The organism is Cupriavidus sp. 10L45 (assembly GCF_056395225.1).
The window spans coordinates 206555-225202 of sequence record NZ_JBFTJC010000005.1 but is presented as its reverse complement, the minus strand read 5'-3'; the positions used below and the strand labels follow the sequence as shown (position 1 = coordinate 225202).

The following is an 18648-nucleotide window of genomic DNA, read 5'->3' as shown; positions in this document are numbered from 1 at the left end:
GGAGGGTGGAATGCCGGGGAAGCGGCGATCAGTGTTCGCGGCGGGCCCGGACCGGCTGGCCCCAGCGGTCGGCGTCATCGCGCGCGAGCGGGAATTCCGCCGGCTCCGCCGCATCCCACTCGGGGTTGCAGATCTCGCCGAACACCTGGCGCAGGCGGTGGCCCCACGTGTCGCGAATCATGCGGAAGTAGGCGTTGCGTTCGTCGATACTGACGAAGCGAGTCACGCGCAGCGCGTCGGCCTCATAGACCAGCAGGTCCAGCGGCAGGCCCACGGAGATATTCGATTTCAGCGTCGAGTCCATCGAGATCAGCGCGCACTTGGCGGCCTCGCCCAGCGGCAGCGACGGCGACACCACGCGGTCGATGATCGGCTTGCCGTACTTGGCCTCGCCAATCTGGAAATAGCAGTTTTCCGGTGTCGATTCGACGAAGTTGCCGGCCGCATAGATATTGAACAGGCGCGGCCGCTCGCCGCGAATCTGACCGCCGAAGACCAGACTCACGTTGAATTCGATGCCGGCATCGCGCAGCGCATGGGCATCGCGCTTGTGCACGGCGCGCACGGCGTCGCCGACGATGGTAGCGGCCTCGAACATGTCCCGCGCGGTCCACAGCGAGCGCTTCTCGTCGCGGCCCTCTGCCAGGCATTGGCGCACCGACTGACTGATCGCGAGGTTGCCGGCGGTCATCATCACCATCACGCGGTCGCCCGGCTCTTCGAACACGGTCATCTTGCGGGCCGTGGAAATGGCGTCCACGCCGGCGTTGGTGCGGGAATCTGACAGGAATACCAGGCCGGCATCCAGCCGCATGGCTACACAGTACGTCATGGGAATCTTGTTGGTTTTGGCCGCGCGCCGGCTCGGCGGCGCGCTCAGGGGCAAGCTTGCATTCTAGCGCCCTAGCGCGGCGCGAGCCGCCTCGGCGGCATCGGTCGCTTCGAACGGCCGTCTGATGGAAAGGATTGCTGCCCGGGGTGGGGTCAGTCAGCGACCGGTACCGCTGGCATCGGCGGAATCGGGGTGATGGCGATCTCGACTTCCATCGTCTCGCCCGTCCCGCCCTCCAGAATGCCCCGAATTGGTGCGGCCGAGGCGTAGTCACGCCCCACGGCAAGGCGTACGTGACGGCCATCGGTCAGGCAACGGTGCGTCACGTCGATGCTGCACCAGAGCGCGCTGGCGGCGTCCAGGCAGACATCGGCCCAGGCGTGGCTGGCCATCGACGTGGCGGCCGGGTCATAGAAGTAACCACTGACATAGCGCGCCGGAATGCCGAAGGCGCGGCACGCGGCCACCATCACCTGCGCCTGGTCCTGGCAGACGCCGCTGCCGAGCGCGAAGGCATCGGCGGCGCTGGTACCGACGTGGGTGGTGTTGGCACTGTAGCGCACGCGGTCCGCGATGCCATCGGCCAGCGCCAGCAACGCCGGCACGTCGTGGCCGGCGGCCAGGAACGGCGCGGCGAACGCGCGCAGCGCGGCCGGGGCCTGCGTGAGCGGCGTGGCGGCGGCAAAGTACAGGGGCGACACGCGCGACTCGCCGGCGTCCGGCTGGTCGTGGAAGCCATGGTGGCCGGGCGCCCCCGCTTCTTTTGGCGGCGCAATCATCACTTCCACTTCGCCAGTCGCCGTGATCGAAATCGTCTGGGCGGGGCCGGACAGCGTGAAGTTATGGACGATGTTGCCAAAGCCGTCGCGGGCCTCGGACAGGTTGCCCGGGGCGGACAGCGTCCAGCCCTGCACGGACTGAAGCGGCCCCGAACGCGGCGCGAGCCGCAGTTCGTGCACGCTGCGGCGCACTGGCTCGGTGTAACGGTAGACCGTCTTGTGGTGGATCTTGTATTTCACGATAGGGCACGCGCCGCGGCGACCGGTGCCCGGCCCGCCACCCGCCCGATCGGCAACGGTGTGGCGTGCCCGGCACCTCGTCAGGCAGCCAGCGGGACGAGGAAGTCCCGGCTGATGCCGTTGCCGAGATCGCCAATGCGCTCCAGGAAGCTGGTCAGGTAGGCGTGCAGGCCAACGGCGAAGATGTCGTCGATGCGCGCGTATTTCAGGTCGGCGTGGAGTTTACCAGCCTGGCGCTCCGTCTCCGACGACTGCTGGTTGGCCACCAGCGCGAGAATGGCGACCACCTCGTCCATGCTCGACACCAGCGAGCGCGGCATGTCCGGCCGCAGGATCAACAGCTCCGCCACGCGTTGCGGCGTGATCACGGCGCGATAGATCTTGCGATACACCTCGAAGCCGGACACCGAGCGCAGCACGGCTGCCCAGTGATAGAAGTCGTTCTGCTCGCGGTTCAGGTCATCGTTCTGCAACTGGCTCTGGGACTGCCCGCTACCGTCCTGGGACTGGGATTGGGACTGACTCCGGAATCCCCCGCCCTGGCTCTGGCTCTGCGATTGGCCGCCCTGGAAAGCGAGATCGTCCTCGTCGCGCCGGCCGGAGGCCTGGAACTTGACATCGAGGATCCGCGCGGTGTTGTCCGCCCGCTCCAGGAAGGTGCCGAGCCGCATGAAGTGGAAGGCGTCGTCCTTGAGCATGGTGCCGAACTGCACGCCACGCGCCAGATGCGAGCGGAACTTGACCCATTCGAAGAAGCGGGACGGGTCGTCGCGCAGCTCACCCTCGGCAATGATGCGCTGCACATCCAGCCAGGTGGTGTTCAGCGTCTCCCAGACCTCGGTGGTCAGCGAGCCGCGCACCGCGCGGGCGTTCTCGCGCGCCGCGCGCAGGCAGCTCATGATCGACGACGGATTGGTCATGTCGCGAACCATGAAGTCGATCACGTCGTCGCGGTGCAGCAGCCCGTACTTGTGGTCGAAGGCGTGGGTCAGCTCGGAAATATCGAGCATCGCCCACCAGCCCTGCTCGGCCACTTCGGCGGACTGCGGCAGCAGCGAGGTCTGGTAATTGACATCGAGCATGCGCGCGGTGTTCTCGGCGCGCTCGGTATAGCGGGACATCCAGAACAGATGGTCGGCGGTGCGGCTCAACATGATGGGTTCTCCCGGCGATCGGCGTGTTCCATGGCTCAGCGCTCCAGCACCCAGGTGTCCTTGGTGCCGCCCCCCTGAGAGGAGTTGACCACCAATGACCCTTCGCGCAGCGCCACGCGGGTCAGCCCGCCCGGCACCATGCGCACCTCCTTGCCCGACAGCACGAACGGCCGCAGGTCGATATGGCGCGGCGCGATGCCCGACTCCACATAGGTCGGGCAGGTGGACAGCGCCAGCGTCGGCTGGGCGATGTACTGCTCGGGGCGCGATTTCACCACCTCGCGGAACTGGTCGATCTCGGCGCGCGTGGCCGCCGGTCCGACCAGCATGCCGTAGCCGCCCGCGCCGTGGGTTTCCTTGACCACGAGGTCGGCCATATGGTCGAGCACGAACTGGAGATCGTCCGGGCGCCGGCACATATAGGTCGGCACGTTGTTGAGGATGGCCTCCTCGCCCAGATAGAAGCGGATCATGTCCGGCACGTAGGGGTAAATCGACTTGTCGTCGGCCACGCCCGTGCCGATGGCGTTGCTGATCGTCACATTGCCGGCCCGGTAGACCGACAGCAGCCCGGCCGCACCGAGCGCCGAATCTGGACGAAATGCGAGGGGATCAAGGAAGTCGTCATCCACGCGCCGGTAGATCACGTCGATGCGCTGCGGCCCCTGCGTGGTCCGCATATATAGGTGCTCGTCCTCGACGAACAGGTCGCTGCCCTCCACCAGTTCCACGCCCATCTGTTGAGCCAGGAATGCATGCTCGAAGTACGCCGAGTTGTACATGCCCGGCGTGAGCACGACCACGGTGGGATCGGCGATGTTCTGGGGCGAGACACTGCGCAGCATGTCCAGCAGCAGGTCGGGATAGTGCGCCACCGGCGCCACCCGGTTGCGCGCGAACAGCTCCGGGAACAACCGCATCATCATCTTGCGGTTTTCCAGCATGTACGAAACGCCGGACGGCACCCGGAGGTTGTCCTCGAGCACGTAGAACTCGCCCTCGCCGGCCCGCACCACGTCGATGCCGGCCACATGGGCATAAATGTCGCGCGGCACATCCACGCCGAGCATCTCCGGCCGGTATTGGGCGTTGTTGTAGATCTGGTCGGGCGGAATCACGCCGGCGCGGATGATGTCCTGGCCGTGGTAGATATCGTGGATGAACCGGTTCAGCGCCGCCACGCGCTGCCGCAGGCCGCGCTCGAGCGTGGCCCACTCGCTGACCGGGAATATGCGCGGAATCACATCGAACGGAATCGTGCGCTCGGTGCCGCTGTTCGACTCGTCCTTGTCGCCGTAGACGGCAAAGGTAATGCCCACGCGCCGGAAGATAAGGTCCGCCTCGGCGCGTTTGTTGTCCATCGTCGAACCGGACTGCCGCCCGATCCAGTCCGCAAAATTGCGGTAGTGGGCCCTGACCGCCCCTGACGGCAGCGTCTGTCCGGCCTCGATGGCCGCCACTGCTCCGTCCTCCCGCCCTTCCAGCATCTCGTCGAAAAACCGCGCCGCCATGATGGCCGCTCCTTCGTGAAATGGGCGCCCGCGCCGGCCTCGTACTGACCGTGCCGTGCCGTCTCCCCGGTCGCCCGTTTGTCGATGCCTTGTCGAGTTGGCTCTTTCAGCATATCCGCACCGGCAAAACCCGCAAGGGTCACGCGCGCCGGCACGCGAATCGGTTTAGCAAGATGCTTGCCAGCCAGGCGCCGCCGAAGGCACGGCGCCAAGGGCTGGCTGGCGGCTTCAGGTCAGTTCAGATCAGGCGGCGGGCTTGCCGGAGCAGGCGGCCGACTCGGGCGGGCACTTGTCCAGGATGTCCTGGACCAGCGCCTCGGGCGTGCGGCGGATGTCCAGCACCAGCGCGTCGCGTGGCTCCTCGAGGGTGTCGAACTGGCTTTGCAGCAGCGCCGGGTTGAAGAAATGGTCCGTGCGCGCCGACAGCCGGCTGCCGATGGTGCCGGCGTCGCCCTTCATGAAGACGAAGGTCACACCGCCGTCGGGCGGGGTCAGGCGGTCGCGGTAGGTCTGGCGCAGCGCCGAGCAGGTGAAAACGTGGGTGCGGCCCTCGGCCCGGGCGGTGTCGATGGCGGCGCGCATCGCGGCCAGCCAGGGCCAGCGGTCCTCATCGGTCAGCGGAATGCCGTTGTGCATCTTGGCCTTGTTGGCCTCGCTGTGGAAGGCGTCGGCATCGTGGAAGCCGCAATGCAGCTGGCTGGCCAGCAACTGGCCGACCGTGGTTTTCCCGCTGCCGGAAACGCCCATCAGGATATAGATCATGTCTGCTCCGTCGATCATGGTCGGATGGTCGGGCCATCCTTGTCGGTAGCCTTCGGGCGCGAAAGACGTGGCGCGAAGGTGCACCGCGGCATGGAGATACCTGGCCGCGGCGATTGCTGAAAATCGTAAAACGACTAAACGATGACTAAACGACGACTAAGTGCGTGCAGGGCAAGTTGGGCGCCCGCCTATTGTGCGACCACGCCGGCCGTTTGGACAGCGGGCGCGGCGTCGGCCTCGGACAAGTCCAGGGCGCTACCGCCTTCTTCGGCGATCCGGGCATGGCGCCGGAACAGTCCGAACAGGCCGCGCCCCATGCTGAAGCGCGCAAAATCGTCGTCCGGCGCGGTCGCCGGGATGCGCGCGGCGAATTCGGCGTGCGCGGCGGCATCGCCGACCATGGTCAATGTGCCGGCTACGGCATCCACACGAATCCGGTCGCCATCGCGCAGCCGCGCCAACGGGCCGCCTACAAGCGCCTCCGGACCCACATGGATCACCGCCGGTACCTTGCCGGACGCGCCCGACATGCGGCCATCGGTCACCAGCGCCACCTTGTGGCCGGCATCCTGCAGTGCGCCGAGTGCCGGCGTGAGGCGGTGCAACTCGGGCATGCCGTTGGCGTTCGGCCCCTGGAAGCGGACCACCGCCACCACGTCGCGATTCAGTTCGTCGGCCTCGAAGGCGACTTGCAGCGCCTCCTGGGAGTCGAACACGCGGGCCGGGGCCTCCACGATACGGTGCTCGTCGGCCACGGCCGACACCTTGATCACGCCCCGGCCGAGGTTGCCGGCCATCAGGCGCAGCCCGCCCTCCTTCGAGAACGGCGCCGACGCCGGTGCCAGCACGGCGGCATCGCCACTCGTGGTCGGACCGTCGCGCCAGCGCAGCGCGCCGTCGGTCATCACCGGCTCCTCGGTGTAGCGCGCCAGCCCTTGCCCCATCACGGTCTGGACGTCCTCGTGCAGCAACCCGGCTTCGAGCAGTTGGCCAATCACATAGGCCACGCCGCCGGCGGCGTGGAAGTGGTTCACATCGGCCGAGCCGTTCGGATAGACGCGCGCCAGCAGCGGCGTGACCGCCGACAGGCGGTCGAAGTCATTCCAGTCGATGACGATGCCGGCGGCACGCGCCATGGCGACAAGGTGGATCGTATGGTTCGTGGAACCGCCCGTGGCCAGCAGGCCGACCATGGCGTTGACGATGGCCCGCTCGTCCACGATCTGGGCGAGCGGCGTGTACGCGTTGCCGCGCGCGATCAGCGCCAGCGCGCGCTGTGCCGCGGCCGCCGTCAGCGCATCGCGCAGTCCGCTGTCCGGGTGCACGAAGGCCGAGCCCGGCATGTGCAAGCCCATGATTTCCATCAGGAACTGGTTGCTGTTGGCCGTGCCGTAGAAGGTGCAGGTGCCGGCGCCGTGGTAGGCGGCGCATTCGGCCTCCAGCAAGACATCGCGACCAACCTGACCCGTGGCGTAGAGCTGGCGCACGCGCGCCTTTTCCTTGTTCGAGAGACCGGTCGCCATCGGCCCAGCGGGCACGAAGACGATGGGCAGGTGGCCGAACTGGAGCGCCCCCATCAGCAGGCCCGGCACGATCTTGTCGCACACGCCGAGCATCAGCGCGGCATCGAAGGTGTTGTGCGAGAGCGCGACCGCCGTACCCATGGCAATGGCGTCGCGCGAGAACAGCGACAGCTCCATGCCAGCGTTGCCTTGCGTGATGCCATCGCACATCGCCGGCACGCCGCCCGCCACCTGGGCCACGCCACCCACCGCTCGCGCCGCCTCGCGAATCACGTTCGGATACCGCTCGTACGGCTGGTGGGCCGACAGCATGTCGTTGTACGCGGTGACGATGCCGAGGTTCGGGGCGTGCTCGACGCGAAGCTTGAGCTTGTCGTCGGCCGGCAGCGCGGCGTAACCGTGCGCCAGATTCGCGCACGACATGCCGCGCAGCGGGCCGAGTTCCCGCTGTGCCCGCTCGCAGCGCGCCAGATAGGCGGCGCGGCTCGCGCGGCTGCGCTCGACAACGCGTTGCGTAACGGCCGACACCTCGGCGTGAACGGATTGGGTCATGGCGACAATGTTCCTCGTGGGGAGCGCCGGGCAAAGAACCGCCCGTCGATATGTAGATTTTCTACATTATAGCCTTGGCCTCCCGCCTGCCGGAAGCCGCTTTCTCGCGAAAATATGATGCTGTCGACGCAAATACGGGAAAGCCCTAAGGGGGCAGGCCCACGATTCCCGATCGATCCCCATGTCATTCTGTGTAGAATCTCTACATCTTCAATCCCCCAGAATGGCCACGCCGATGGCCAACCGAGACCCGCACCACCATGCGCGACCGAATCCTTGCCGTCTACGACACGCTCCGTCCGTCCGAACGCCGTCTGGCTGACTACGTCACCCGCCACGGCGCCAGCGTGATTCGCCTGTCGATGCCCGAACTGGCCGAACGCGCCGGCGTCTCGCAGCCGACCATCGCCCGCTTCTGCGCCGCGCTGGGCTACGACGGCTTCAAGGAGTTCAAACTCCAGTTCGCCCAGAACCTGGGCGGCGGCACGCCGTTCGTCCACCAGGACGTGGAGGCCGACGACCGCCCGGCCGACATCGCCGGCAAGGTCTTCGACCGCACCATCGCCACACTGATGGCGGTCCGCAACGCGCTGTCGGCCGACCAGATCGAGCACGGCATCCGCCTGCTGGCCAGCGCGCGCCGCATCGAGTTTTATGGCTGCGGCAACTCCGGCATCGTCGCGCTCGATATCCAGCACAAATTCTTCCGCCTAGGCATTCCCACCACGGCCTACTCGGACCCGCATGTCTTCAGCATGTCCGCCGCGTTGCTGCGCCCTGGCGACGTGGCGGTGCTGGTCTCCAACAGCGGCCGCACCTGGGACATGCTGACCGCCGCCACGCTCGCCCGCGCCAGCGGCGCAAGCGTGCTGGCGCTGACCCACAGCGGCTCGCCGCTGGCCCGGCTGGCCGACGTCTGCGTGTTCTCCGACGTCGAGGAAGACAGCGAGGTCTACACGCCAATGACCTCCCGCATCAGCCACCTCGTACTCGGCGACGTGCTCGCTGCCGGCGTGGCGCTGGAGCGCGCTGACACCGTCGCGGCCGGCCTGCAACGTGCCAAGGCGCACCTGCGCGAGCGCCGCATCGGCGGCACCGGCGGCACGGCCAAAACCCCGGCGACCAAGACGCCGAAGACCGCGCGCGCTGGTTCGCGCAGCTGACGCCTCCCGCCCTCCCGAGACAACCCGGGCTGGCGCCGACGCCTAACGCGGCGCCGCCGGTGCATCGCGCCAGTACCGCCGCTCCCGCTGCCGGAATGACGAAATCGCCAGTCGCGGCCCCGCCGTGACGATCGACACCGCGCCCGTTTCATCCGTCCGATACCGCGCGATGCCTTGGCGCCCATACCGCCGCCAGACATCGTCGCGCGGATGCCGGTAGCGGTTGCCATATCCGAGCTGAAACACCGCCGCCTCTGGCTGCACCGCACGCAGGAACGCCGCGCCCGACGACGTGCCGCTGCCATGGTGCGGCACCAGCAGGACATCGGCACGCAGATCCTCCGGCGGCACCGCGGCAATCAACCCCTGTTCCTCGCGCACGCCAATGTCGCCAGTCAGCAGCAAGCTGCGGTGCGCCGTGGCCACGCGCAACACGCAACTGCGTGCATTGCTCGCCAGCCGCGCGCTGCCGAGGTCCGACACTGACGGATGCAGGATGACGAAGCGCACGCCATTCCACGTCCATGCCGCGCCAGCCTCGCATGGCTGCCATGGCGCAGCATTGCTCGCCACGCCGCCTTTTGTCGGCGCCGATCCGATCAGGAGCCCGTGATCGAGCGGCGCCCCCGTCAGCCGCCGCCCCACCGGCACCGCGGCCAGCACCTCGCGCACGCCGCCGGCATGGTCCGCATCTTCGTGACTGACCATCAGCGCATCGAGCCGCCGCACGCCCATCGCCCGCAGCCACGGCACGATAACTTGCCCGCCGGCACTGGCCCCTGACGGGTATCCCGGCCCCGTGTCATAGAGCAGCGCATGCGCCTTGGTTTCGACCAGCACCGCCGTGCCCTGCCCGACATCGAGCGCCGTGACACGGACCTCCCCTTCCGGTACGGGCGTCCGGCCCGCCAGTAGCATCGGCATCATCAGCAACGCCCCACACCAGCGTGGCGGTGCGCGCACCGCCGGACACGTACGCCGTGCGGGCCGAGCAGGCCGCGCGCCGCGCAAAGGCGTTGCCGCCCCAACATCCGGCGCCCGCTCGCGAGGCATCAACACGAACACCACCCCGGCAGACGCCAACGCCATCCAGACGGGTCCCGCCTGCGCCGCTTCCCAAACGGCCCACGCTGGCGCCGCAAGCCAGGCGAGCGCATCGGACAACCACGTCATCGTCGTATGGGCGACCGCCAGCAGCGGCCTGGCCACAATCACCGGCAGCACAGCACCCGCCAGCGCCAACGGCGTGACGAGCAAGCTCACCACCGGAATGGCGACAGCATTGGCAAGACAGGACACCACCGACACCTGCCCGAACAGCAGCAGCGTCAGCGGCACGAGCCCGACTGTCACCGCCCACTGCGTGCGTGCGGCGCCCGTCAGCGTTGCCCCCACAGCCGCCCTCGCCCTGTGCCACCGCCCCTCTGCCCTAGCCCGCTGCGGCGGTTCCCGCGCGGCAAGAAAGATCGCCGCCACCGCACCGAATGACAGCCAGAAACCGGGCGACATCACGGCCCATGGGTCAATCGCCACCGCCACGCCCGCCGCCCACGCGAGCACGACCGATGCCGGGGGCGCCCGGCCACTCCACAATGCCAGCGCCGCCACGGCGAGCATGCACACGGTTCGCATCGCCGGCACCTGCATCCCGGCGATCAGTCCATAACCCAAGGCGGTCAGTATCGCCACCACGAGCGCCGCCTGCTGCGCCGGCCAGATCAGCGGCAAGGGCCGGCGCAGCCGCCGCCCCAGCCCGAACGACCTCCGCCACAACCCCAGGGCCAAAGCGCCAGCTGCGCCCGAGATCATCGTGATGTGCAAACCGGAAATGCTGACCAGATGGGAGATGCCGGTCCGTCGAAACACCTCCCAGTCCTCGGTGGCGATACCGCGCTGGTCGCCGATCACCAGCGCCACGAGCACGGCCGCGAAGCGCGCATCCGGCGGCAGCGCCGCACGAAGCCGGTCCCGCAAGCCCGCCCGCCACGCCTGCACGTGAATCGCCCATGGCAACGGCCCCGCCTCCGCCTGCGGCTCGCCGTCCCGCACATAGCCCGTCGCACCGATGCCCTCGCCCAACAGCCAGTACGCGTAGTCGAAGCCATATGGATTGGCCAGCCCGCGTGGCCGCCGCAGCCTGACCGTCAGCCGATAGCGCTGCCCCGGCTGCAACGCCTCCGGCGGATCGCGCCAGGTGAGCAAAACCCGTGGCGGCAGGCGCGCCTCATGCGACCCGCTTACCGCGAACAGGAAGCGCGTGCCCTGGCTTGCCGCATCGGGCAGCCCGGCAACCATGCCCTGCAGCGCGATGTCACGCCCCGCCAGCGCGGGGTCCAGCCAGTCCACCATCCTGCTGTCGGCGCGCCATGCCGCCCACCCGAACCCCGCCGCGCACGCGAGCGCCACCACCGCCGCGCGCCACATCCACCGCCTGACAACAGGCGTATCCCCATGACGACAACGCACGACGTACGTCAGCGCCGCCACGCCGATGGCCCCCGTCAGCGCCTGCCACCACCACCGCCACGCCGACGGCAATACGGCCTGCTGCTGGAGCCACCAGCAACCAGCGACGAACGCCATCAGCACAGCTCGCATCACACCTCCGGGACAACGCTTTCCGATGGCGTATTTGTACTGTGCGCGATGGCGCCAAAACGTTAACGAATGATGTGTTTTTGTGGAAGTTTGTTAAAACGGCGGCCGGCGTCTTGCCACGCGTTCAGCGCGGCGCCATGATGTCTGCAAACGCCGCCAGACGCGGCAGCGCCGCCACCGAGTTGCGCCACATGGCCTGCGCCAGCTCAGCTTCCGGCACGCCACGCAGTTCGCCGAGTACTCGCGCCACGCCCACCACCTCGCCCGGTGTGTTGCGCGCTTTGTGCTGCTCGCCGAACTGGTCGTCGGAGAGCCAGGCCGGCGCGATGTCGGGCGCGTCGGTCTCGAGCACGATGGCCTCGAGCGGTAATTCCGCCGCAAGCCGGCGGATCTGTTTGGCGCGAGAGAAGGTCAGGTTGCCGCCGAAGCCGAGCTTCATGCCGTGCTCGACATAGCGGCGCGCCTGTTCGTGGCTGCCGTTGAAGGCGTGTGCAATGCCCTGCCGCACGCCCACGCGGCGCAGTTGCGCATAGACTTGGTCCTGCGACTTGCGCACGTGCAGCAGCACGGGAAGATCGAAGTCGCGCGCGATCTTCACCTGCTCGGTGTAGAGCCACGTCTGATGGGCGACGTCCAGACCCGGGACGAAGAAATCGAGGCCGATTTCGCCGATGGCGACGAAGCGCGGATCGTCCATCGACGCGGCTACCTGGCGTCGCAATTCGTCCAGATCCTGCTGCCCGGCGCCAGGTGTGCAGAGGGGATGGATGCCGAGCGCGTAGACACAGGGGGCGCCGTCCGCCTCGGTGCCGGCATGGGCCAGCGCGCGCACGGCATCGAAGTTGGACACCGCCACGGCAGGCAGCACAATGCCCGAGACGCCAGCCTCGGCCGCCGCGCGCGTGACGCCCGCGCGGTCGCTATCGAACTCGCTGGCGTCGAGGTGGCAGTGGGTATCGATCCACATGGTGGGGGCGCGGGGCGGTGGGTCGGTTGGGGTGAGGACCGATGTCCGGTCAGCGTTCGCGGTGCAGGTGCCCGTCGCGCAGGCGCAACACGCGGTCGCAGCGGCCAGCGAGGTCCGTGTCGTGGGTGACGATGACGAAGCTCGTGCCGAGCGTACGCGACAGTTCGAGCATCAGGTCGTACACGCCGCCGGCCGTGTGGTCGTCGAGGTTGCCGGTGGGCTCGTCGGCCAGCACGCAGGCCGGCTGGCCGACCAGCGCGCGGGCGACGGCCACGCGCTGGCGCTCGCCGCCGGACAGCTCGCCGGGACGGTGCTTTGCCCGCCCGCCCAGGCCCACGCGCTCGAGCATGGCTTGCGCGGCGGCGCGCGCCTCGCGTTCCTTGAGGCCACGGATGCGCATCGGCATGGCGACGTTGTCCAGCGCGGTGAATTCGGGCAGCAGGTGGTGGAATTGGTAGACGAAGCCGAGCGCGCGGTTGCGGACGGTATTCCGCTCGCTCTCGCGCAGCGAGGTGAACGGCTTGCCGAGCAGTGCAACGCGGCCGGCGTCGGGGTTGTCCAGCCCTCCCAGCACGTGCAGCAGCGTGGACTTGCCGGAGCCGGACGCGCCGACGATGGCAACCTTCTCGCCAGCGTCAACGCGCACGTCTACGCCGCGCAGGACGTCCACGTCGAGGCCGCCCTGGCGGAAACGCTTGGACAGGCCCTCGGCGACAAGCACCGGCGTGCCGGCCTGCACGACGAGGCCGGGCACTGCCGGGAGAGCGGCGGCTTCCTGGAGCAGGGAGGTGTCACTCATAGCGCAGCGCCTCCGCCGGGTTCACGCGCGCGGCGCGCCAGCTGGGGTAGATCGTGGCCAGGGTGGCCAGCACGAAGGAGATGATGCCGATGGTGGCGATGTCGTTCACGCGGGGGTCCGAAGGCAGTTCGCTAATGAAATAGATATCACGTGGCAGGAACTGCACATGCAGCACCCGTTCGATAAAGGGCACGATTACGTCGATATTGGTCGCGATCAGCGTGCCGCCGAGCACGCCGAGGACGGTGCCGATGAAGCCGATCGCCACGCCCTGGACGATGAAAATCTTCATGATCGAGCGCGGCTGGGCACCCATTGTGCGCAGGATGGCGATGTCGGCCTGCTTGTCGGTCACGGTCATGACCAGCGTGGAGACTAGGTTGAACGCCGCCACGGCAATGATCAGCGTCAGGATGATGAACATCATGCGCTTTTCGGTCTGGACGGCAGCGAACCAGTTGCGGTTCTGCTTGGACCAGTCGCGCAGGTACAGCTCGCCGCTCATCGTGCCGGCCAGCTCCTGGGCCACCTGGGGGGCCCGCTGCATGTCGGACAGCTTGAGCCGCACACCGGTGGGGCCGGACTGGCGGAACAGTGTTTCGGCGTCCTCGATGTCGATCAGGGCCAGGGCGCTGTCGAACTCGTAGTGGCCGGACGAAAACACGCCAACTACGGTGAACTGCTTGAGCCGCGGCAGTACGCCGGCCGGCGTGATGGTGCCCTGCGGCGCCACCAGCGTCACCTTGTCGCCGACGCGCACGCCCATGGCGTTGGCCAGTTCATTGCCGAGCGCGATGCCAAAGCCGCCCGGCACCAGCGCGTTCATGCTGCCGGCGCGGAACTGGTTGCCCACGTCGGAGACCTTCGGCTCCTCGGCAGGATCCACACCACGCAGCAGCACGCCGCGCACCGCGTCTTCGCGGGTGAGCATGGCCTGGGCGGCCACGTAGGGCGCCGCCCCCACCACTTCCTTGTTCCGCATGGCCTCGGCGGCGGTCTTGTGCCAGTCGGGCAACGGTCCTGGGGCGATGACCTCGATATGGGCGAGGACCGACAGCATGCGGTCCCGCACTTCCTTCTGGAAGCCGTTCATGACCGACAGCACGACAATCAGCGCCGCCACACCGAGGGCGATGCCAAACATCGAGATCATGGAAATGAACGAAATGAACGTATTGCGGCTGGCGCGCTTGCTTGCGCGGGTGTATCGCCAGCCGATCTGCCACTCGTAGGGAAAGTTCAAGAGGAATCCTGTTGTTCGGAAGTCGCGCCGGCGGGCCATCCGCCCCCCTTGGGTGACGGAAAACTGGCGCCGGCCAGCCGGAAGTTTACAATCTCGGCAACCATGATGACGCACCTGACCCTGATTGTGCCCTTTTCCGTCCCGCCTGGCGCCGGCAACGACGCCGCGGACGACGTCGTCTCCAGCGCGCTGCTGCGGCAGTTGGAGTTGCCGGCGCTCGGAAAGTTGCTCACCCGCGCCGCCCCGGGCCCGCGCGAGACCCACGACGATCCGTTCCTGCGCACCCTGCCGCAGGAGCGCTGGCTGGCCGGCCGGGCCGGCCTGGACACCCGGCAGGTGCCGACTGCGCCTTTTATGCGCCTGGCCGACCTGCGGCAACGTGCCGCGGACCGCCTGCCGGACCCCGCCCAGGCGCCGCCTGCCGCCTCCCTGATCCGGGAAGAAAACGGCGATCAGGGCTGGGCCTGCCTCCAGCCGGTTCATATCCACGCGGCGCGGGATCACCTTGTGTTGATGCATCCGGACCAGCTTGAGATCCGCCCCGACGAGGCCGCTGCGCTGCGCGCCGCCATCGACGACCTGCTCCGTGAGTCCGGCATTGCGCTGGACGCGCCCCACCCCGCCCGCTGGTATGTGGCCGACGATGTATTCGGCGAGCTGGAAGCCACCACGCCGGTGCGCGCCACGGGCCGCAATATCGACATCTGGCTGCAAGCCGGCGCGCGGGCGCGCGACTGGCGACGCCTCCAGAACGAGATCCAGATGACCTGGCACGACCATCCGGTCAACCAGGCGCGCGAGGCCGAGGGCCGCCTGACCATCAATTCAGTGTGGCTCCACGGCGGGGGCAAGCTGAGCCTCGTCAACCGGCTGGCCGACGCCGTGCTGACGGACGACCCGTTCCTGGCTGGCCTGGCCCTCGCCAGCGATAGCCTGCTTGACCCGCAGCCAGCCAAATTCGAGGAAATTGCGAAAGCCGACGGCCATGTCATGGCGATGCTCGACACCGCCACCGAGGCCCATATCGCCCAGGACTGGGGCCTCTGGCTTGAGCGCATGCACGCACTCGACGCCGAGTGGTTCACCCCGGTACTGGCGGCCTTGGCCGATGGCCGCATCATGGGCGTCACCCTCGTGCTGGGCGGCGACAACCACTACGCCGAGTTCACCGTGCGGCGTGCCGACCTGCGCAAGTTCTGGCGTGGCATGGGCGCGCGCGGCGACTGGCGCGCCCTGCTTTCCGACTTGGCCATGGTGGCCTGATCCGCGCGTTTTCCGCTTTCGCGCCCGCTTTTCTGGACGAACGACCATGACCCGGATCGCCATCCGCTCTTATTCCGAACCCCACGCCGATGTGCTGGCCAAGTCGGGCCTGCACCCCACGCTGGCCCGCATCCTGTCGGCGCGTGGCGTGCTGCATCCGTCCGAACTGGCCACCGAACTGCCGGAACTGACACCGCCCACGACGATGAAGGGCATCGGCCACGCGGCCGAGTATCTGGCCGATGCCATCGCCGCCAACCGCAAGCTGCTGATCGTGGCCGACTACGACTGCGACGGCGCCACGGCCTGCGCCGTGGGCGTGCGCGGGCTGCGGATGCTCGGCGCGCGCGTGGATTTCATCGTACCAAACCGCTTCGAGTACGGCTACGGGCTGACGCCCGAGATCGTGGCGCTGGCCGCCCAGCAGCAGCCGGACGTCATCGTCACCGTCGACAACGGCATTGCATCGGTCGACGGCGTGGCGGCGGCCAATGCGCTCGGCATCGACGTGGTGGTGACCGACCACCACCTCCCCGGCGCGGAGCTGCCGGAGGCGGCGGTCATCGTCAACCCAAACCAGCCCGGCTGCGAGTTCCCGAGCAAGAACCTGGCGGGCGTGGGCGTGATGTTCTACGTGCTGCTGGCCCTGCGTGCGGAGCTGCGCCGGCGCGGCGCGTTCACCCAGGCGACCCAGCCGCCGCTGCAAACCCTGCTTGACCTCGTCGCGCTCGGTACCGTCGCGGACGTTGTGAAGCTGGACACCAACAACCGCATCCTCGTGGCCCAGGGGCTGCGCCGGATGCGCGCCGGGCGCATGCATCCGGGCGTGGCGGCGCTGTTCCGCGCGGCAGGGCGTGAGGCCACGCGGGCGAATACGTTCGACCTTGGTTTCGGCCTGGGTCCCCGGCTCAATGCGGCAGGACGGCTCGCCGACATGTCGCTCGGCATCGAATGCCTGCTGACCGACGACCCGAACCGCGCGTGGGAAATCGCCCAAGAACTGGACGGCATGAACCGCGAGCGGCGCGATATTGAGGCCGGCATGCAGCAGGAGGCCCTGCAGATCCTGGAACAGCCGCTGGCGGGACTGGATCCGGCATCGCGCTACACGCTCAGCGTGTTCAACGACACCTGGCACCAGGGGGTCATCGGCATCGTGGCGTCGCGGCTCAAGGAGAAATTCCACCGCCCGACCATCACTTTCGCACCGGGCGACGAGGAACACATCAAGGGCTCGGGCCGCTCGATCCCCGGGTTCCACCTGCGCGATGCGCTCGATCTGGTGTCGAAGCGGCACCCCGGCCTGCTCGTGAAATTTGGCGGACATGCGATGGCGGCTGGCCTGACCGTACGCTCGGCCGACTTCGACACCTTCATGTCGGCGTTCGAAGCCGTTGGCCGCGAATGGCTGACGGACGACCAGCTGGCGCGCGTGATCGAGACCGATGGCGACATCGAGGAATCGTGCTTCAGCCCGGAATTCGTCGCATTGCTAGAAGGTCAGGTCTGGGGCCAGGGCTTCCCGCCCCCCACGTTCTGCGGGGAATTCGATGTCCTGCGCCAGACCGTGCTCAAGGGCAAGCATCTGAAGCTGCAACTGGGGCGCGGCAGCCAGCGCTTCGACGCGATCTGGTTCAACCACGCCGACGCCCTCGACGGCGCCAGCGCGACGGTGGCCTACCGGCTGGACAACAACACCTTCAACGGGGTCACGCGCGTGCAACTGGTGATCGAACACGCGCAGTAAATCGGCAGACGCTGGCGGGACTGCGGAAAACTGGTACACATTTCCGCTGTTCTACGATTTACGCGCGCAGTCGCGGGCCTGAACAATGGCCGCTTCCTCCTCATGGTTGAAGCAATATGGCCAAACTCCTGCGCAGCAACGGCGCGCCACTCGGCGCGCAAATCACCCTCTTTCCGGGGAATCGACTCCAGTTCAAGGTTTCCGGACTCGGTCCACATAGGAAACACCTCGTTCTCCGGAGTACTGACAGCGTCCTAAGCGTCGTGCCGCTAAGGGTCGATGACAGAAGAGCCGAGCAGGTGCTCCGACTGGAAGTGCAGGATCACAGCATCGTCAGCCGACGCGTCGTCCATCTGGACGCTTACGTAACAGACGCACAGGGGCGACTGCAACATAAGGACAGCAATACGGCACGGCTGACCGTGGAGCTTGAGCCGCGACTCAAGCTCCCGGAAGCGGATACCGAGGCAGGGATTCTCGCGCGGATGTTGATTGTCGAGAACGCCGCCCCGAGCCATCCCAAGTTTGTGAGCCTGGATGAGTCGCTGGAGAGCATGCAGTGGATGGTGCACGTACTTCGGAACCGTCTGAAGTTGGGGCCGCAACACTTCTCCGCTCGGGGCGCCTCCACTTTGACCACGCTGATCAAGGCTCAACGACAGGTCGAAGGCTTTGAGCAATTTCCACAACTGGCTCCAGCGCAGAACGTCACACTGAACGCCATACTCAATCTGGCGCACGATGGTGCAGACAATCGTTACAGATCTCATCAGATCTTTGTGGAACATGCTATCGCCGTCTCCAAGGGCACGAAGGCCGGCGCCGACCCTTGCCCCAAGAAGCTATACGCATGGAAAACTGAAGGCTCGGATAGCCCAGGGCACAACTTCGTCAAGTTTCGCGCCAAGGGCGGCCAGGACTTCTATACCCTGACCGACGCATTCCTGGCTCAATTGACGCCGAACACCAGCGGAGCACTGGAGGCAAGGCGATGAAGCAACGATTCATCTTGCCCGTGATACTGGCCTTCGCCTGCCTCAGCACCCAGGCAGCAGGCCCGCTGCCGCCTGGCATTGCCGAAGTGGCGAGCAGCCGAATTAAGGTATCAACGAATCCCTATTATCGACAGCCACTCCACGCCATGAAGCATGTTCTATTGAGCTCCGGAAAGAATGGTCGAACCAATCGCTTCTGCGCCGTTGGCTACAAATGGCCAGACGGCACGTCCCAGGCTTGGGTGCTATGGGACGAGGAGCAAACCCTCATGCTATGGCGGGGAAATCTGTATCGGGATATGCGTGACATCGGGTTGACGGCTGCGAATCGCACCTTGAAATTGGGCCGGGACACCGTCCCTACCCCCGACGATATCAACGGCAGCACCTACCTCGTCACCGAAGCCTGGTGGCGCGCCGTCGCCAATGACTGCCGCAAGCATGGCGAGAAATACGTGATCAAGCCATTCAAGGCGCCCAAACCGAAAGATCCAGGCGCCCAATAGCCTGCCGCAGGCAA

Annotated in this window: 15 protein-coding genes; 5 read left to right on the top strand and 10 right to left on the bottom strand. The window is 67.3% G+C overall.

Annotated elements, in window-relative coordinates; translation table 11 throughout:
- Window positions 1–28: 28 nt before the first annotated feature.
- From AC1DFU_RS11105 to edd, 6 genes are all read right to left on the bottom strand, one after another.
- The gene (locus AC1DFU_RS11105; RefSeq protein ID WP_177219875.1) at window positions 29–832 is read right to left on the bottom strand and encodes a proteasome-type protease; all 804 of its coding nucleotides are present in this window, start codon (window positions 830–832) and stop codon (window positions 29–31) included.
- Window positions 833–984: 152 nt separating this feature from the next.
- Window positions 985–1851, bottom strand: a complete 867-nt coding sequence (locus tag AC1DFU_RS11100; protein ID WP_441592066.1) for a transglutaminase family protein — start codon at window positions 1849–1851, stop codon at window positions 985–987.
- Between the two features lie 80 nt (window positions 1852–1931).
- Window positions 1932–3005: an alpha-E domain-containing protein gene (locus tag AC1DFU_RS11095; RefSeq protein WP_092292619.1), complete on the bottom strand. Its 1074-nt coding sequence runs from the start codon at window positions 3003–3005 to the stop codon at window positions 1932–1934.
- 35 nt (window positions 3006–3040) lie between these two features.
- Complete coding sequence (locus tag AC1DFU_RS11090) at window positions 3041–4516, bottom strand: circularly permuted type 2 ATP-grasp protein (RefSeq protein WP_441592063.1); 1476 nt, start codon at window positions 4514–4516, stop codon at window positions 3041–3043.
- Window positions 4517–4759: 243 nt separating this feature from the next.
- Window positions 4760–5278, bottom strand: a complete 519-nt coding sequence (locus tag AC1DFU_RS11085; protein ID WP_092292614.1) for a gluconokinase — start codon at window positions 5276–5278, stop codon at window positions 4760–4762.
- Window positions 5279–5466: 188 nt separating this feature from the next.
- Entirely contained in the window at window positions 5467–7353 is a 1887-nt protein-coding gene (gene edd / locus AC1DFU_RS11080) for a phosphogluconate dehydratase (RefSeq protein WP_441592062.1), read from the bottom strand.
- 260 nt (window positions 7354–7613) lie between these two features.
- Here edd and AC1DFU_RS11075 point away from each other — a divergent pair, with 260 nt between their 5' ends.
- Window positions 7614–8516: a MurR/RpiR family transcriptional regulator gene (locus AC1DFU_RS11075; RefSeq protein WP_441592060.1), complete on the top strand. Its 903-nt coding sequence runs from the start codon at window positions 7614–7616 to the stop codon at window positions 8514–8516.
- Window positions 8517–8558: 42 nt separating this feature from the next.
- On the opposite strand, the gene AC1DFU_RS11070 is transcribed toward AC1DFU_RS11075, so the two are convergent.
- The 4 genes from AC1DFU_RS11070 to AC1DFU_RS11055 form a co-directional block, all read right to left on the bottom strand.
- Window positions 8559–11114: a DNA internalization-related competence protein ComEC/Rec2 gene (locus AC1DFU_RS11070; RefSeq protein ID WP_441592058.1), complete on the bottom strand. Its 2556-nt coding sequence runs from the start codon at window positions 11112–11114 to the stop codon at window positions 8559–8561.
- A gap of 124 nt (window positions 11115–11238) precedes the next feature.
- A complete protein-coding gene (locus AC1DFU_RS11065) occupies window positions 11239–12081 on the bottom strand; it encodes a TatD family hydrolase (protein WP_092292608.1) in 843 nt (280 codons plus the stop codon).
- Window positions 12082–12130: 49 nt separating this feature from the next.
- A complete protein-coding gene (gene lolD / locus AC1DFU_RS11060) occupies window positions 12131–12880 on the bottom strand; it encodes a lipoprotein-releasing ABC transporter ATP-binding protein LolD (protein ID WP_441592056.1) in 750 nt (249 codons plus the stop codon).
- The gene (locus AC1DFU_RS11055) at window positions 12873–14123 is read right to left on the bottom strand and encodes a lipoprotein-releasing ABC transporter permease subunit (protein WP_092292604.1); all 1251 of its coding nucleotides are present in this window, start codon (window positions 14121–14123) and stop codon (window positions 12873–12875) included. Before AC1DFU_RS11055 ends, lolD begins: the two co-directional genes overlap by 8 nt.
- Window positions 14124–14225: 102 nt before the next feature.
- Here AC1DFU_RS11055 and AC1DFU_RS11050 point away from each other — a divergent pair, with 102 nt between their 5' ends.
- The 4 genes from AC1DFU_RS11050 to AC1DFU_RS11035 all read left to right on the top strand — a co-directional run bounded on the left by AC1DFU_RS11050 (window position 14226) and on the right by AC1DFU_RS11035 (window position 18634).
- Window positions 14226–15386 carry a hypothetical protein gene (locus AC1DFU_RS11050; RefSeq protein WP_092292602.1) on the top strand — a complete coding sequence of 387 codons (1161 nt, stop codon included), beginning with the start codon at window positions 14226–14228 and terminating at the stop codon, window positions 15384–15386.
- Between the two features lie 46 nt (window positions 15387–15432).
- A complete protein-coding gene (gene recJ / locus AC1DFU_RS11045) occupies window positions 15433–17133 on the top strand; it encodes a single-stranded-DNA-specific exonuclease RecJ (protein ID WP_441592054.1) in 1701 nt (566 codons plus the stop codon).
- A 116-nt stretch (window positions 17134–17249) separates the two neighbouring features.
- Entirely contained in the window at window positions 17250–18128 is an 879-nt protein-coding gene (locus AC1DFU_RS11040) for a hypothetical protein (protein WP_092292598.1), read from the top strand.
- Window positions 18125–18634, top strand: a complete 510-nt coding sequence (locus tag AC1DFU_RS11035; RefSeq protein WP_255370742.1) for a hypothetical protein — start codon at window positions 18125–18127, stop codon at window positions 18632–18634. The genes AC1DFU_RS11040 and AC1DFU_RS11035 overlap by 4 nt, the downstream gene beginning before the upstream one ends.
- Window positions 18635–18648: the final 14 nt, after the last annotated feature.

Bases quoted from the DNA above. Each gene is read 5' to 3' on its own strand.
- AC1DFU_RS11105 (WP_177219875.1), bottom strand. From the start codon at position 832: ATGACGTACTGTGTAGCCATGCGGCTGGATGCCGGCCTGGTATTCCTG.
- AC1DFU_RS11085 (WP_092292614.1), bottom strand. From the start codon at position 5,278: ATGATCTATATCCTGATGGGCGTTTCCGGCAGCGGGAAAACCACGGTC.
- recJ (WP_441592054.1), top strand. From the start codon at position 15,433: ATGACCCGGATCGCCATCCGCTCTTATTCCGAACCCCACGCCGATGTG.
- edd (WP_441592062.1), bottom strand. From the start codon at position 7,353: ATGACCCAATCCGTTCACGCCGAGGTGTCGGCCGTTACGCAACGCGTT.
- AC1DFU_RS11095 (WP_092292619.1), bottom strand. From the start codon at position 3,005: ATGTTGAGCCGCACCGCCGACCATCTGTTCTGGATGTCCCGCTATACC.
- lolD (WP_441592056.1), bottom strand. From the start codon at position 12,880: ATGAGTGACACCTCCCTGCTCCAGGAAGCCGCCGCTCTCCCGGCAGTG.
- AC1DFU_RS11035 (WP_255370742.1), top strand. From the start codon at position 18,125: ATGAAGCAACGATTCATCTTGCCCGTGATACTGGCCTTCGCCTGCCTC.
- AC1DFU_RS11040 (WP_092292598.1), top strand. From the start codon at position 17,250: ATGGCCAAACTCCTGCGCAGCAACGGCGCGCCACTCGGCGCGCAAATC.
- AC1DFU_RS11090 (WP_441592063.1), bottom strand. From the start codon at position 4,516: ATGGCGGCGCGGTTTTTCGACGAGATGCTGGAAGGGCGGGAGGACGGA.
- AC1DFU_RS11070 (WP_441592058.1), bottom strand. From the start codon at position 11,114: ATGCGAGCTGTGCTGATGGCGTTCGTCGCTGGTTGCTGGTGGCTCCAG.
- AC1DFU_RS11065 (WP_092292608.1), bottom strand. From the start codon at position 12,081: ATGTGGATCGATACCCACTGCCACCTCGACGCCAGCGAGTTCGATAGC.
- AC1DFU_RS11050 (WP_092292602.1), top strand. From the start codon at position 14,226: ATGATGACGCACCTGACCCTGATTGTGCCCTTTTCCGTCCCGCCTGGC.
- AC1DFU_RS11075 (WP_441592060.1), top strand. From the start codon at position 7,614: ATGCGCGACCGAATCCTTGCCGTCTACGACACGCTCCGTCCGTCCGAA.